The 12,712-nt window shown below is 69.4% G+C and carries 15 protein-coding genes and 1 pseudogene; 7 read left to right on the top strand and 9 right to left on the bottom strand.

Features of this window, described 5'->3' with window-relative positions; translation table 11 throughout:
• Window positions 1-75: 75 nt before the first annotated feature.
• From AC1RRV_RS15065 to AC1RRV_RS15075, 3 genes are read right to left on the bottom strand one after another with little or no spacing between them, the layout of a single operon-like run.
• Window positions 76-675 (bottom strand): FMN-binding negative transcriptional regulator, encoded by a 600-nt coding sequence (locus tag AC1RRV_RS15065; RefSeq protein ID WP_492860460.1) that lies wholly within the window; start codon window positions 673-675, stop codon window positions 76-78.
• Window positions 675-1,403 carry an N-acetylmuramoyl-L-alanine amidase gene (locus AC1RRV_RS15070; RefSeq protein ID WP_492860461.1) on the bottom strand — a complete coding sequence of 243 codons (729 nt, stop codon included), beginning with the start codon at window positions 1,401-1,403 and terminating at the stop codon, window positions 675-677. Before AC1RRV_RS15070 ends, AC1RRV_RS15065 begins: the two co-directional genes overlap by 1 nt.
• Window positions 1,400-2,293, bottom strand: a complete 894-nt coding sequence (locus AC1RRV_RS15075; RefSeq protein ID WP_492860462.1) for a DMT family transporter — start codon at window positions 2,291-2,293, stop codon at window positions 1,400-1,402. The genes AC1RRV_RS15070 and AC1RRV_RS15075 overlap by 4 nt, the downstream gene beginning before the upstream one ends.
• A gap of 116 nt (window positions 2,294-2,409) precedes the next feature.
• On the opposite strand from AC1RRV_RS15075, the gene AC1RRV_RS15080 reads away from it, so the two are divergent.
• The 3 genes and pseudogenes from AC1RRV_RS15080 to AC1RRV_RS15090 all read left to right on the top strand — a co-directional run.
• Complete coding sequence (locus AC1RRV_RS15080; RefSeq protein WP_492860463.1) at window positions 2,410-3,900, top strand: flavin-containing monooxygenase; 1,491 nt, start codon at window positions 2,410-2,412, stop codon at window positions 3,898-3,900.
• A 76-nt stretch (window positions 3,901-3,976) separates the two neighbouring features.
• Window positions 3,977-4,897 (top strand): oxygenase MpaB family protein, encoded by a 921-nt coding sequence (locus AC1RRV_RS15085; protein WP_492860464.1) that lies wholly within the window; start codon window positions 3,977-3,979, stop codon window positions 4,895-4,897.
• Window positions 4,898-4,907: 10 nt separating this feature from the next.
• Window positions 4,908-4,979: pseudogene (locus tag AC1RRV_RS15090) on the top strand (hypothetical protein); the annotation flags it as partial.
• A 41-nt stretch (window positions 4,980-5,020) separates the two neighbouring features.
• Here AC1RRV_RS15090 and AC1RRV_RS15095 read toward each other — a convergent pair.
• The 4 genes from AC1RRV_RS15095 to AC1RRV_RS15110 all read right to left on the bottom strand — a co-directional run bounded on the left by AC1RRV_RS15095 (window position 5,021) and on the right by AC1RRV_RS15110 (window position 8,718).
• Window positions 5,021-5,674, bottom strand: coding sequence for a DUF3052 domain-containing protein (locus AC1RRV_RS15095; protein WP_492860465.1), 654 nt, complete (start codon window positions 5,672-5,674; stop codon window positions 5,021-5,023).
• A 2-nt stretch (window positions 5,675-5,676) separates the two neighbouring features.
• Window positions 5,677-6,474 (bottom strand): crotonase/enoyl-CoA hydratase family protein, encoded by a 798-nt coding sequence (locus AC1RRV_RS15100; RefSeq protein ID WP_492860466.1) that lies wholly within the window; start codon window positions 6,472-6,474, stop codon window positions 5,677-5,679.
• Between the two features lie 172 nt (window positions 6,475-6,646).
• Entirely contained in the window at window positions 6,647-7,381 is a 735-nt protein-coding gene (locus tag AC1RRV_RS15105) for a hypothetical protein (RefSeq protein WP_492860467.1), read from the bottom strand.
• 95 nt (window positions 7,382-7,476) lie between these two features.
• Entirely contained in the window at window positions 7,477-8,718 is a 1,242-nt protein-coding gene (locus tag AC1RRV_RS15110) for a S8 family serine peptidase (protein ID WP_492860468.1), read from the bottom strand.
• A gap of 127 nt (window positions 8,719-8,845) precedes the next feature.
• On the opposite strand from AC1RRV_RS15110, the gene AC1RRV_RS15115 reads away from it, so the two are divergent.
• The 4 genes from AC1RRV_RS15115 (at window position 8,846) to AC1RRV_RS15130 (ending at window position 11,257) form a co-directional block, all read left to right on the top strand.
• Window positions 8,846-9,346 (top strand): RNA polymerase sigma factor, encoded by a 501-nt coding sequence (locus AC1RRV_RS15115; protein WP_492860469.1) that lies wholly within the window; start codon window positions 8,846-8,848, stop codon window positions 9,344-9,346.
• The gene (locus tag AC1RRV_RS15120; protein ID WP_492860470.1) at window positions 9,343-10,113 is read left to right on the top strand and encodes an anti-sigma factor family protein; all 771 of its coding nucleotides are present in this window, start codon (window positions 9,343-9,345) and stop codon (window positions 10,111-10,113) included. The genes AC1RRV_RS15115 and AC1RRV_RS15120 overlap by 4 nt, the downstream gene beginning before the upstream one ends.
• A 100-nt stretch (window positions 10,114-10,213) precedes the next feature.
• Window positions 10,214-10,576 (top strand): response regulator, encoded by a 363-nt coding sequence (locus AC1RRV_RS15125; RefSeq protein WP_492860471.1) that lies wholly within the window; start codon window positions 10,214-10,216, stop codon window positions 10,574-10,576.
• A gap of 66 nt (window positions 10,577-10,642) precedes the next feature.
• Entirely contained in the window at window positions 10,643-11,257 is a 615-nt protein-coding gene (locus tag AC1RRV_RS15130) for a pyridoxamine 5'-phosphate oxidase family protein (RefSeq protein WP_492860472.1), read from the top strand.
• 267 nt (window positions 11,258-11,524) lie between these two features.
• Here AC1RRV_RS15130 and dksA read toward each other — a convergent pair whose 3' ends face one another.
• Together dksA and fliX are read right to left on the bottom strand one after the other, a co-directional pair.
• Complete coding sequence (gene dksA, locus AC1RRV_RS15135) at window positions 11,525-11,953, bottom strand: RNA polymerase-binding protein DksA (RefSeq protein WP_492860473.1); 429 nt, start codon at window positions 11,951-11,953, stop codon at window positions 11,525-11,527.
• Window positions 11,954-12,162: 209 nt separating this feature from the next.
• Window positions 12,163-12,597 (bottom strand): flagellar assembly regulator FliX, encoded by a 435-nt coding sequence (fliX, locus tag AC1RRV_RS15140; protein WP_492860474.1) that lies wholly within the window; start codon window positions 12,595-12,597, stop codon window positions 12,163-12,165.
• Window positions 12,598-12,712 lie beyond the last annotated feature (115 nt).

Genomic DNA, 12,712 nt, shown 5'->3' on the forward strand with positions numbered 1-12,712 from the left:
GGGACCCAGGGGCCGCCGAACCGCGCTTGGCCCCTGGGTACTGGATAGCCTCTGCGAGGCTTCCGGGATGAACGGCTAGAGGTCCTGCATCAGCCCGGCGATCGGATGGTCACCCAGCCCCTTGGCCGCGCCGAGCCGATCGGCCTCGCTCTTGTTCTGCGAGAGCTTGAACACACCCTCCAGCCGCTCGACGAACAGCCGGCCGCCGGCGATCCCGCGCAGCATGGCCTCGAAGCGCCCCTCGCTCATCTTGTCGCGGGTCCAGGGCGTCTTCGGCAGCAGGCGCGCCTCCTCCTGGGCCGACAGGTCGTCGAGCAAGGCGATCAACTCCGCCTCGTTCAGCGGCGCGACCGAGCCCTCGGCCTCGACCGATTGGTAGTTCCAGGTCGGCACCTGATCGGCGCTCTCGTACCAGTCGGGGCTGACATAGGCGTCGAGGCCGGTGGCCAGCACCACCGCCCGGAAGCCTTGCGTCAGGTGCGGCGTCATGGCGTTGCCGCGCGACAGGTGGAAGTCGAGCGCGATCTCGCCGTCCAGATCGCGGATCACCACCGGCGCCTGGGCCACGAACGGCCGGCCGCCGATGCTGGCGGCGACGGTCACGAACGGATGGGTGCGCACGAAGTCCAGCAAGACCGCGCGATCCTCGACGAGGAAGGCCCTGGCCGGATGCATTACTCAGCCGCCGCCCGCAGCAGGCCCACCAGCCGCGCCCGGGTCTCGCCGTCTGCGATGCCGTCGAAGCGGCTCTGCAGCCAGTGACGCTGGAAGGCGCTGACCACGGTGGTGGTCCATTCGTCGTACTTGCCGGTCGGGGCGCAGTCGAAACCCAGGCGGGTCAGGCCGGCCTGCAATGCGAAGACGCCGGTCCCCTCCTCGCCCTGGCCCAAGGGCGCGCCGGGCGACGGGGGCGGCTCGATCCACAGGCCGTGGCCGCTCTCGGCCAGGCGCTTCCACGGGAAGAGCTCGCCCGGATCGATCTTGCGGGCCGGAGCGATGTCGGAATGGCCCAGGATCCGGCTGTCGGGGACCATCCAGCGCGAGCGCACGTCGGCCAGCAGGTTGATCACCGAGGCGATCTGGGCCTCCGGGAAAGGGCGATAGCCGAACTCGTGGCCGGGGTTGACGATCTCGATGCCGATCGAGGCCGAGTTGATGTCCTTGACGCCCTTCCAGAAGGCGGCGCCCGCGTGCCAGGCGCGGCGCTCCTCGGCCACCAGGCGGAAGATGCGGCCGTCCTCTTCCACGCAGTAGTGGGCAGAGACCTTGGCCTCGGGGTCGCGCAGGCGCTCGACCGCCGCTTCGCCGGTCTCCATGCCCGTATAGTGCAGGACGATGGTGTCGGGGACGGCCTTGCGGGCGTCGAAATTCGGCGACGGGGCCTCGATATAGGTGACGCTCATTGGGCGCGGTTCCGGATCGACATCAGTAGGGGCATGACCTGATTCCGCCGAAGCGCGATGATCAGAACACCCAGCAGGGCCAGGGCCGCGCCGATCCCCATCCGCAGATCGAAATGATCGTGCGTGATCAAGACGCCCAGGCCGATGGTGAACAGCGGCGTCAGCAGGGTCAGCGGAGCGATCAGATTAGCCTCGTAGCGCTGGATCAGCCCGTAATAGGCCGTATGGGCCACGATCGAAACCACCAGGGCCGAGAACAGCACCGCCGCCACGAACGGCCAGCCGGCCGCGAACCCCGCCGCGACCTGTCCGGGTTCGATCACCGCGCTCATCGCCGCCAGCGGCCAGAAGGATGAAAAGCCCACCCAGGCCTGGAACTGCAGCGGCTTCACGCCCTCGATCTGCTTCATCATCACCGAGCCCAGCGATCCGGTGAACGCCGCCGCGACGATCAGCCAGAGCCCGGCCGAGAGCTCCAGGCCATGCGGGCTCCACATGACGACCACCGCGCCCGCCAAGGTCAGGGCGATGCCCAGACCGCGCCGCCAGGCGATCCGCTCACCCAGGATCAGCACCGAGAGCAGGGTCGTGAACGGCACGCCGACCTGAATCACGACCGAAGCCGCCGACGGGGAGGCGGTCTTGAAGCCCATGAAGAGCAGGGCGAAGTTGCCCCCGCCCATCAGCAGGCCCACCAGCACCATCCGCCAAGTCGGCTTCGGCGCCGGTAGCAGCCACGGCAGGGTCAGGATGGCGACGACCGCGAAGCGGACGGCGGCATAGTAGAGCGGCGGCACGCCCCAATGGGCGACGACCAGCTTGGAGATGATGTTGCTGCTGGCCCAGACCAGGCAGACAAGGATCAGGACGCCGAAGTCGCGAAGGGACATGAGGTGATCCGATAGGCCGCAGTTGACGTCCCGTCAAAACGGTCGTTTGTTTATGAACAACGTTCACATACACCACGCCGGGTCAACCGACGGGCAGTCACTAGGGGCGAAACGGGATGGCCATGGAACATGTCGACGTACTGATCGTGGGCGCGGGCCTGTCGGGGATCGGGGCGGCCTACCACCTGAGCCGCAACTGCCCGGGCAAGACCTACGCGATCCTCGAAGGACGCGAGACGATCGGCGGCACCTGGGACCTGTTCCGCTATCCGGGCATCCGCTCCGACAGCGACATGTACACCCTGGGCTATTCGTTCAAGCCGTGGCGCGCGGCCAAGGCCATCGCCGACGGGCCGTCGATCCTGTCCTATGTGCGCGAGACCGCCCGCGAGCACGATGTCGATCGCCACATCCGCTTCAAGCACATGGTCAAGCGCGCCAGCTGGTCCACCGAGACCGCGAGTTGGACGATCGAGGCCGAGCACGATGGCCAGGTGGTCAAGTTCACCTGCGGCTTCCTCTACATGTGCTCGGGCTACTACCGCTACTCGGCCGGCTACACGCCCGACTTCCCGGGTACCGAGCGCTTCAAGGGCCAGGTCGTCCACCCGCAACACTGGCCGGAAAACCTCGACTACGCCGGCAAGAAGGTCGTCGTGATCGGCAGCGGCGCCACCGCCGTGACCCTGGTGCCGGAAATGGCCAAGACCGCCGAGCACGTGGTCATGCTGCAGCGCTCGCCGACCTACGTGGTTTCGCGCCCGGCCGAGGACGGCGTCGCCAACTGGCTGCGCGCCAAGCTGCCAGCCATGACCGCCTATGGCATCACGCGCTGGAAGAACGTGCTGATGCAGATGCTGTTCTTCAACCTGGCCCGCAAGAAGCCGGAAAAGATCAAGCAACAGCTGCTGGGCATGGTGCGCGAGCACCTGGGTCCCGACTACGACGTCGCGACCCATTTCACGCCCCGCTATAATCCGTGGGATCAGCGCCTGTGCCTGGTGCCGGACGCCGACCTGTTCGACTCGATCAAGGCCGGCACGAGCTCGGTGGTCACCGACCACATCGACACCTTCACCGAGACCGGCATCCAGCTGAAGTCGGGCAAGACCCTGGACGCCGACGTCATCGTCACCGCCACCGGCCTGCAGCTGCAGCTCCTGAGCGGCATGGAGGTCGTGGTCGACGGCAAGGCCGCCGACCTGTCCCAGTCGATGAGCTACAAGGGCATGATGTTCAGCGACGTGCCGAACCTGGCCTCGGCGTTCGGCTACACCAACGCCAGCTGGACCCTGAAGGCGGACCTGACCAGCGAATATGTCTGCCGCCTGCTGAACCACATGACCCGCACGCGCACCGACTACTGCGTGCCGCGTGTCGACGGCGAGATGGAGGTCGCGCCCTGGCTCGACTTTTCGTCCGGCTACGTCACCCGCTCGATCGGCCAGTTCCCCAAGCAGGGCCTGCGCAAGCCATGGAAGGTGCACCAGAACTACGCGCTGGATCTCGCCGCCCTGCGGCTGGGCAAGGTCGAGGACGGGGTGATGCAGTTTGGGCGCAAGACGGGGGTGAAGGCCCAGCCGGCGAAGACGTTGGAAGCGGCCTGATCAGGTTTCCCTATCGGATTCGATAGGTTGCGACCGGCGGCCGTGGCGCCGACCTTCCAGGGTGAAGGAGACCCGCATGGCCGAACCGTCCTCGTATCTGGGCTGGAAGATCGACTACGCCAGCCCGCCGGGCGAGGCCGCCTATCTGGATCCAGGCTCGCTGCACTGGCGGATCTACAAGAACCCCATCGCCCTGGCGGTGGGCGGCGTGGCGGCCGTGCTGCTGGAATTCGCCAATGCGCGGATCCGCTCGGGCGTCTGGGATCACTCCACCTACAAGGCCGACCCAATCGGGCGCTCCAAGCGCACGGGCATCGCCGCCATGGTCGGGGTCTATGGCCCGCAGGCCGCCGCGCGGCGGGTGATCCAGGGCGTCACCAACATGCACACGCGGGTGGCGGGCCAGACGCCGAACGGCGAGGCCTACAAGGCCTTGGATCCCGAACTGCTGGACTGGGTCAGCGCCACGGCCGGCTATGGCTTCCTCAACGCCTATGACCGCTTCGTCGCGCCGCTAAGCGAGGCGGAGAAGACGCGGTTCTACGCCGAGGCCCATCCGATCGCGCGGCTCTATGGCGTGCGGTATTCGCCGAGCTCGCAGGCCGACTTCATGGCGATGATGGAAAGGCTCCTCCCCCGCTTCGAGCCGCATCCGATCGTCGAGGAGTTCCTGGCCATCATCCAGTCGGGCCAGGCCGCGCCCAACGCGCCGAAGTTCCTGCACAAGGCCTTGGCGCGGGCGGCGGTGTCGCTGCTGCCGTCGGCGGTGCGGCAAAAGCTGGCGCTGGGCCGCGCCTATGACCTGACGCTCTTTGACCGCTTGGCGCTCAAAGCCGCCGGCCGCCTGGCCGAGCGGATTCCAGTGCGTGGTTCACCGCCTTGCGAGGCCAGCGTGCGACTGGGACTGCCGCACGACTTCCTCTACCGAAGCCAGGCCGAGCAGCAGCGGCTGCTGGAAGAGCGGGCAGCTGGAACGCCTGCTTCAGCCGCCACCTAATTCTTTTCGTCATCCCGGCCGCAGCGAAGCGGAGAGCCGGGACCCAGGGGCCAGGGCAGTGCGTTTGCCCCTGGGTCCCGGATAGCCTCTGCGAGGCTTCCGGGATGACGAGGATGGAGGTTTCTAGTCCTCCTCGTCGAACGCCTCGTCATCCACGACCGGCGCCGGGGGCGGCGCGGCCTTGGGCGTCTTGCGCGCCACGAAACGCAGCGCCGTGTGGGTGTTCGAGAACGCGCACACCTTCGTATCCGTGAACCCTAGGCCCCGGGCCGCGCCCAGGACGTCGGTGTCCTTCAGCGGCGCGCCCTTGCCCTTCTGGGAGATCACCCAGATCGCGCCCTTGTCGGCCAGGGCGCCCTTCCAGTCCTCCATGCGGTCGAGATCGGCCAGATCGTCGGCGACCAGGAATAGGAGGTCGACACCCTCTTCGGTCTCGACCGGCTCGACGCGGGTCGAGAGCTCGTCGAGGAACTCGGCGTCCTCGACGCCGTCGACCACCACGGTCATGCCCGGCTTCACGCCCAGCTTGTCCAGGCGCGTCGGCGGATTCTGGATGGCGTGCAGCCACTTCTCGGCCTGGCCCGGCTCAAGCGTGAAGCGCGTGCCGTCGCTCAGCAGCAGGTCATCGCCGTCGGTCCGGAGCCCGCGCAGGGCGTGACCCTGGTAGATGCCGCGATAGGCTCCGCGGAAGATCAGCTTGGGCGGCTCCCACAGAAGCTTGCCCTCGCTCTCGCCGTCGGACAGCTGGCCCCAGACGCCGCTCGCTTCCTTGCCCATCCTCAAGCGCCCTTAAAGTTCGGCTGACGCTTTTCGAGGATCGCGTCGACGCCTTCCATGTGGTCCTCGGTGTGGTGGGCGATGGCCTGGGCGGCGGCGCTCATCTCCATCAAGGTGTCGTAGCTGGCCGTCTGGCCATGCTTGAGCAGGCTCTTGCCCATGCGCAGGGCGTGCGGCGGCTGCTGGGCGATCCGCGTCGCCAGGGCCATGGCCTCGTTCATCAGCGTCTCGGCCGGCACGGCCTTGCTGATCAGGCCCCAGTCGGCGGCCTTGGCCGCGTCGATGACGTCGCCGGTGAAGAGCAGCTCAGCCGCCCGGCTCATGCCGATCGTGCGCGGCATCAGCCAGGCGCCGCCGTCGCCCGGGATCAGGCCCAGCTTCAGGAAGGTCACGCCGAACTTGGCCGTGTCGGCGGCGATGCGGATGTCGGTCATGCAGGCCACGTCGCAGCCCAGGCCGATCGCCGCTCCGTTCACCGCCGCGATCGACGGGACCTCCAGGCCGTAGATGGCCCGAACGATGCGGTGGATGTTCTTGCGGTAGCCGTCACGCACCGCCACGCCGTTGCCGCCGAACGCGCCCTCGCGGGCCTTCATCGCCTTGACATCGCCGCCGGCCGAGAACGCCTTGCCCGCGCCGGTCAGGATCACGCAGCGGATGTCCTGGTCGTCATTGATGGCTTCGCAGGCCGCCGCCACCTGGTCCCCGTCTCCCGGCGCGCCCAGGGCGTTCATCGCCTCGGGGCGGTTGAGGGTGAGGATGGCGACGTGGCCGCGCTTCTCGGTGAGGATGAGAGACAAGTGGCGCTCCTGCATATCTTGCTTTTGCGCCATCGATAGCGCGCTTCGGCCGCCCGCGCAGCCTCGCAGAGCCCGAAACGCCACACGCCGCCCTAGGCTTCCAGCCAGGGCGGCGCGGCCGGGTCGCGTCGTGCTACTCTCCCACGGAGCAGGCGCGCACCGCCGGAAGGCGTTAGTTGCCGCGCGAAGCCGCGCCGCTGGCCGAGGTCGAGGCGTTGGCGCCCTGGCGGTCAGCCGACAGGGCCAGCGCGCCGCCCCCATTGGCGCCGCCGGACGACATCAGGCCGCCGCCGGAAGCCGAGGCGCCCTGCTTCGAGGCGGAGGCCGAGCCATTCGCCGAGCCGGCCAGGCTGGCTGAACGCGCCGTATTGGCCGCGCCGGTCGCCGCGCCCTTCGCCTGACTCGCGGCCTGGCCGGCGCGATCACGCGCGGTCGAGGCGACATTCGAGACTCCCGAGGTCACGCCGCTGGCGTCCGGGAGGGCTAGGCCACCGCCCGTCGAGGCGTCACCCGCCGCCGCCCCCGAGGCGCTAGAGCCGGCGATCGAACCCGCGCCGCTCAGCGCGCCGGTCGCGTCCATATTGGCGGAGCCGGCCGTCTTGCGGACCTTGCCGCCGGCCCGGCCCGCCGTGTCGGTCACGGTGCGGCCGGCGCCCGTGGCGCGGTCGCGCAGGGTGTCGCCGGCCCCGCGAACCCGCGAGAGCGGACCGCCCAGGTCGGGGGCGCCGAGTTGGCCCGACCCGCCGAGCATGCCGCCCGCCGAGCCGCTCAGGCCGCCCAGACCGCCGGTCAGACTGCCCGCGCCATTGCCGGTCAGGCCGCCGCCCAGCAGCTGAGCTTGGGCGGGCGCGATCGCCAGGACGCCGGACAGGGCCGCGGCGGTCAGGAGAAGAGTGGGCTTGAACATCGTCGTATCCTTCGAGGCTTGCCGCGCCGCGTCGGCGCTTCCACCCCGTCCAACGACGGGTCTCCGGTGTTTCATCCCGAACGCGCGAAAATATTTTAGCGGGCCGCGCCGATCAGACCTTTGCCGAACACCGGGTCGGGTCCTGGCGCGCCAAGATCTCGGGCCTGGGCGACCAGGGCGGCGAGATCCGGCCGGGCGGCCAGGCGCGCGGCGACCACGGGGGCGGCGTAGGACGTGCCGCGCACACCCGTCGCGCCGCCCCCGGGCGCGGCGACCTTCACGCCGGCGCCGAGGGCCGCGAAATCGATATGGGCGGCCTTGCCGGCCTCCGGCAGCAGTCGTCCCCGCGCATCGACGCCCGTGACGGCGACCACGCCGGGATAGGAGGCCGGATAGAGCGGCGGGGCGGCCGGGCCGTCATTGCCCACCGCCGCCACCACCAGGCAGCCGCGCGCCTGCAGGGCCTTCACCGCCGCGCGCAGGGTGGCGTTGTCCGGTCCGACCAGGCTGATATTGACGACCGGCGCACCGGCCTGGGCCATCCAGTTCAGGGCCCCGACAATCGCCCCGGCCGAGCCCCCGGTCGGACCCGTTCCGTAGACGTCGGCGGCGTAGAGGCGAGACCGCGCTCCCAGCCCGCCAAAGCCCTTCCCCACCAGCAGGGAGGCCACGGCGGTGCCATGGCGGCTGGAGCCGCCGCCACCGGGCGCGAAGCTCCGCTGTTCGATCTCCACGTCCTTGAAGGCCGGGTGCTTGCGATCCACGCCGCCGTCCAGCAGGCCGACGCGCCCCGTCGGCAGCGCCGTCGCGGAGGGAACGGTCCCGGGCTCACTGACGCCGGCCCCACCCGCCCCCGCATAGAGATGGTTGAAATCGTAGTCGCCCTCCGGGTCGATCTCCCGCGCCCGGCGGATCGCCGCCCGCGCGTTGAGACCGCTGGGCGGGCGCAGCGCGACGACCCGCAGGCCCAGGGCGTCGGCGCTGTCCTCGCGCTCCAGCGAGAAGCCGGCGGCGAGCAGGCGGGTCAGGGCCTCGTCGCTGGGCGACACCGCCAGCACCTCACCGCGCACCACGGCCTGGCCGCGATCGTCGAGATCCAGCACCCGCGGATTGGCGCGCACCAGGGCCGTCAGGCGATCCAGACGCAGATCGGCGACGTCCAGCGCGCGCACGGCGCCCGTCACCTGTTCCAGCGGTTCACGCGCCAGGCGGCCGACGCCGCCCAGCGGATCGCGCGGCAGGCCTGGCGTCGCGGGCAGGCCTGGCAGGATCTGCGCCGCCGCCGTCGCGCCCAGCACCAGGGCGCTCATGAGGCCGAAGATCAGTCGTCGGTTCATCGGGTTCCTGGGTGGGCCGCGCGGGTCGAGCTTGGCCTCGGCCGCGCGGCGGTGAAATAGTTGGCTCTCGTTGGATGAAACGTCCGGCCTCGGCCGTTCTATCCAATGAGAACACGAAGGCGGAATCTTGGACGCATTCCAGTCAGAGCTCGTCGCCCACGCTCCGCGCCTCCGGCGGATGGCGCGCGCCCTGGCTCGCGACCCGGCCGACGCCGACGACCTCACGCAATTGACGCTGGAGCGGGCCCTGCTCCGGCGAGATCAGTGGCGGCCCGACACACGGCTCGACAGCTGGATGTTCCGGATCATGAAGAACGCCTGGATCGACGAGGCCCGCCGGCGGAGCCGCTGGAACAAGGTCACGGCCGGGCCCGAGCAGGGTGAGCTGGCGGCGGATCCGGCCTCGGCCACGCTGGACGCGCGGCTGGGGCTGTCGGCCATCGAGCGGGCCATGGCCGCCCTGCCCGACGAACAGCGCATCGCCGTCGCCCTCGTACTGATCGAGGGCCTCTCCTACGACGAGGCCGCCGCCGTGCTGGAGACGCCTGTCGGCACGGTGACCAGCCGCCTCTCGCGCGGCCGCGCGGCCCTGCAGGCCGCCTTGATCGACCACGGAGCCCGCCCATGACCGCCCCGCTGAGCTTCGACGACGAAACCATCGCCGCCTATGTGGACGGCGAACTCGATGGCGCGACGCGCTCGCTGGTCGAGACGGCCGCGCGCGGTGATCCGGACCTTGCCGCCCGTCTGAAGGCCCAGGCGGAGCTGAAGGCCATGCTGGTCGGCCACTATGGCCCGATCGCCGACGAGCCCACGCCCGACCGCTTGCTGGAGACGATCCGGCGCGGCGCGCCCGCCTCGGCCGAGGTCCTGGATCTTGCCGCCGCGCGCCGCCAGCCTTCGGTCGCCCCCTCGACCAAGCCGCCCGTCCGCCTGCCCGCCCGCCTGCCCGCCTGGGCGGGGATGGCCGCCTGCCTGGTCGTGGGCCTGGCGATCGGGCGGATGGCCATGCCGTCTTCGGTGGGCCTGAACGGCGGCGGCGAGCAGACCCTGGTCGCTTCCGGCTCGCTCGCGCGCGCCCTCGACGCCCAGACCGCGGCCGAAACCTCGGGCCCGATCCGGATCGGCCTCAGCTTCCGCGACAAGGCCGGGACCTACTGCCGGACGTTCCAGCCGAACGGCCGCGAGGGCCTGGCGGGCCTGGCCTGTCGCGAGGACGACGCCTGGCGCCTGCGCCTCGCGAGCCCCGTCGAGGCCGAAACCTCGACCGCCTATCGCACCGCCGGCGCCGAGACTCCGCCCGCCGTGCTGTCAGCCGTGGACGCCCTGATCGAGGGCGCGCCGCTGGACGCGCGGGCCGAACTGGAGGCCAAAAACAGGGGCTGGCGCCGCTGATACAACCCGTGCGATTATTGTGATCACGAAAACGCGACTGGCTTATGGGCTCGCCCCGACATTGAAATGTCAGACAGGGACGGCAAAGAAGGCTACGGCGATGACCGAGCACGAAAAGGCCCGACACGTGTTGATTATCGAGGATGAGATCCTCGTCGCGTTCGAGGTCGAAGCCCTTCTGACGGAACAGGGCTTCACGAGTTTCGATATCGCCGACAGTCCCGGCGACGCGCTGGCCCTCGCCATGGCCAATCCCCCCGACTTGATCACCGCCGACTACCGCATCGTGGGCGGCACGGGCGTCGAGGCCGTCGAGGCCATCCAGCGGCATCTGGGGCGGATTCCTGTCGTCTATGTCACCGGCAACGCCGACCTGCTGAAGGGCCGCTTGACCCCCGTCGTCGACAAGCCGATCTCGGCGCGGATCCTCGCCGAGGCCTGCGCGCGCGCCTCCATTCCCTAGGACTGGCGCGCTCCGACTGGCGCGCTCAGGGCCTTGCCCGTACAAGCACGGCCACGGGAGGACGCGATGCACGAGATCACCACCCTCGAGGCGCTGGAAGCGCTGTACCAGCCGGCGCCGGTCGCCGCCTCGACCGTCAAGGTCGCCGACCACATCACCCCGCACTACGCGGCCCTGATCGAGGCCTCGCCGTTCCTGGCCCTGGCCACCGTGGGGCCGGAAGGCCTGGACTGCAGCCCGCGCGGCGATCAGCCCGGCTTCGTCCGCATCGCCGATCCCAAGACGCTGATGCTGCCCGACCGGCGCGGCAACAACCGCACCGACTCCCTGCGCAACATCGTCCGCGACCCGCGCGTGGCGCTGCTGTTCCTGATCCCCGGCTCGGGGACCACCTTCCGCGTCAATGGCCGCGCCGTGCTGAGCGCTGATCCCGACCTGCTGGAAAGCTTCGCCGTCGACGGCAAGCCGCCGCGCACGGTGACCGTGGTCACGGTCGAGGAGGCCTATTTCCAGTGCGCACGGGCGATCGTCCGCTCGGGCCTCTGGAAAGCGGAAAGCCATGTAGATCCGGCCAGTCTGCCCTCGGCCGGCGCCATGCTGGCGGCCGTCACGGCCGGCGAGGTCGGCGGCGAGACGTATGACCGCGAGTGGCCGGGGCGAGCGGCGAAGACGCTGTGGTGAGACCGAAGCAGACGCGCCATGCGTCGGTGGTGGGAGGCTGCCGCACAAGATCCTCCCCCTTTGGGGGAGGTGGCCCAGAGGGCCGGAGGGGGCAAGCTGGGCATAGGCTGCATTAGCCCCCTCAGTGGCTCCGCGACAGCTCCCCCTGAGGGGGAGCATCTCGACTTCCGCCCCGGGTCGTGCGCCGCCCCCCTCCGCCCCAAAACAAAAGCGGCCCCGAGGTTTCCCCCAGGGCCGCTTGAAAACACATCAGTCGCCATGCGGCGCTTAGTCGTCGCGGTGGACGCGTTCGCGGCGCTCGTGGCGTTCCTGGGCTTCGACGCTCATGGTCGCGGTCGGACGAGCGTCCAACCGAGCCAGGCCGATCGGCTCGCCCGTCTCTTCGCAATAGCCGTAGGAGCCATCCTCGACGCGGCGCAGGGCCTGGTCGATCTTGGAAATCAGCTTCCGTTGGCGGTCACGCGTGCGAAGTTCAAGCGCTCGATCAGTTTCCGAGGACGCGCGATCGGCGAGATCGGCGTGGTTCTCGGTTTCTTTCTGGAGATGGGAGACCGTCTCGCGAGATTCGCGGAGGATCTCTTCCTTCCAGGCCAGCAGCTTGTTCTTGAAATACTCAAGCTGCCGCTCATTCATGAAAGGCTCGTCCTCGGAAGGACGATAATCAGACTTTTCTACAAGAACTGTGGCCGTTTGCATCTACGCCTCACGCCCCAATGAACTCAGCCCTCGAAGGCCGGGTGCTTATACCAAAAGGTGAGCCACGTTCAATGAACCTCGCGTTAGCGGCGCGTTCAGGTCGCTCCGGACGCCTGAAAGGCCCATGATCGCGGCGACGACAGGTGTAAAACGCGCCAAAAGGCCAAGCGTCGCAGGGAGAAACGTTTCGGATCCCTGCCCCGGCCATGCTAGCGGCCCCGGCTTTCCAGCTTGGCCAGCTCGACGGCGGCGCGCGTCTCGATTTCGTTGAGGATCCCTTCGAGGCCGGGATCGTCGGTGTTTTCGCGCTGCTCGCGAATGGCGCGTGACAGGCGGTCGAGGGTGCTGTGCGAGATGTCGCCCTCGATCAACGCGATCCGCACGTCGCCCAGCAGGTCGAGAATATGTTCGGCGCGGCGCACCGCGCGCTTGCGGCGCTCCAGGGGACCACCGACGGCGCCGGTCTCTTGCAGGGCCAGCAGGGCGTCGACCGAGCCGACCCCCGACAGCCCGCCGACCGAGGCGGTGCTGGCGGCGCCGCTGGCGGCGTTCACCGAAGGCAGGCTGAAGCCCGACGATCCGCCGGCGGGCTTGGCTCGCGACGCGCCAGTAGCCCCTACGCCCCCCGTGCTCGAAACCTTCATCCGGACAGCTCCAAAAAGCCTGCGTACACGAGTCACTGATCTCGCCGCCAGAGCATAATCCCTCCGGGCGCTTGAAGTATGGTTAATGCCGGGCAGATTCTGCCGTTCGGCGCCA

It is taken from the genome of Caulobacter sp. GW821-FHT11E10, from assembly GCF_058808375.1.

Bases quoted from the DNA above. Each gene is read 5' to 3' on its own strand.
- AC1RRV_RS15065 (WP_492860460.1), bottom strand. From the start codon at position 675: ATGCATCCGGCCAGGGCCTTCCTCGTCGAGGATCGCGCGGTCTTGCTG.
- AC1RRV_RS15070 (WP_492860461.1), bottom strand. From the start codon at position 1,403: ATGAGCGTCACCTATATCGAGGCCCCGTCGCCGAATTTCGACGCCCGC.
- AC1RRV_RS15075 (WP_492860462.1), bottom strand. From the start codon at position 2,293: ATGTCCCTTCGCGACTTCGGCGTCCTGATCCTTGTCTGCCTGGTCTGG.
- AC1RRV_RS15080 (WP_492860463.1), top strand. From the start codon at position 2,410: ATGGCCATGGAACATGTCGACGTACTGATCGTGGGCGCGGGCCTGTCG.
- AC1RRV_RS15085 (WP_492860464.1), top strand. From the start codon at position 3,977: ATGGCCGAACCGTCCTCGTATCTGGGCTGGAAGATCGACTACGCCAGC.
- AC1RRV_RS15095 (WP_492860465.1), bottom strand. From the start codon at position 5,674: ATGGGCAAGGAAGCGAGCGGCGTCTGGGGCCAGCTGTCCGACGGCGAG.
- AC1RRV_RS15105 (WP_492860467.1), bottom strand. From the start codon at position 7,381: ATGTTCAAGCCCACTCTTCTCCTGACCGCCGCGGCCCTGTCCGGCGTC.
- AC1RRV_RS15110 (WP_492860468.1), bottom strand. From the start codon at position 8,718: ATGAACCGACGACTGATCTTCGGCCTCATGAGCGCCCTGGTGCTGGGC.
- AC1RRV_RS15120 (WP_492860470.1), top strand. From the start codon at position 9,343: ATGACCGCCCCGCTGAGCTTCGACGACGAAACCATCGCCGCCTATGTG.
- AC1RRV_RS15125 (WP_492860471.1), top strand. From the start codon at position 10,214: ATGACCGAGCACGAAAAGGCCCGACACGTGTTGATTATCGAGGATGAG.
- AC1RRV_RS15130 (WP_492860472.1), top strand. From the start codon at position 10,643: ATGCACGAGATCACCACCCTCGAGGCGCTGGAAGCGCTGTACCAGCCG.
- dksA (WP_492860473.1), bottom strand. From the start codon at position 11,953: ATGCAAACGGCCACAGTTCTTGTAGAAAAGTCTGATTATCGTCCTTCC.
- fliX (WP_492860474.1), bottom strand. From the start codon at position 12,597: ATGAAGGTTTCGAGCACGGGGGGCGTAGGGGCTACTGGCGCGTCGCGA.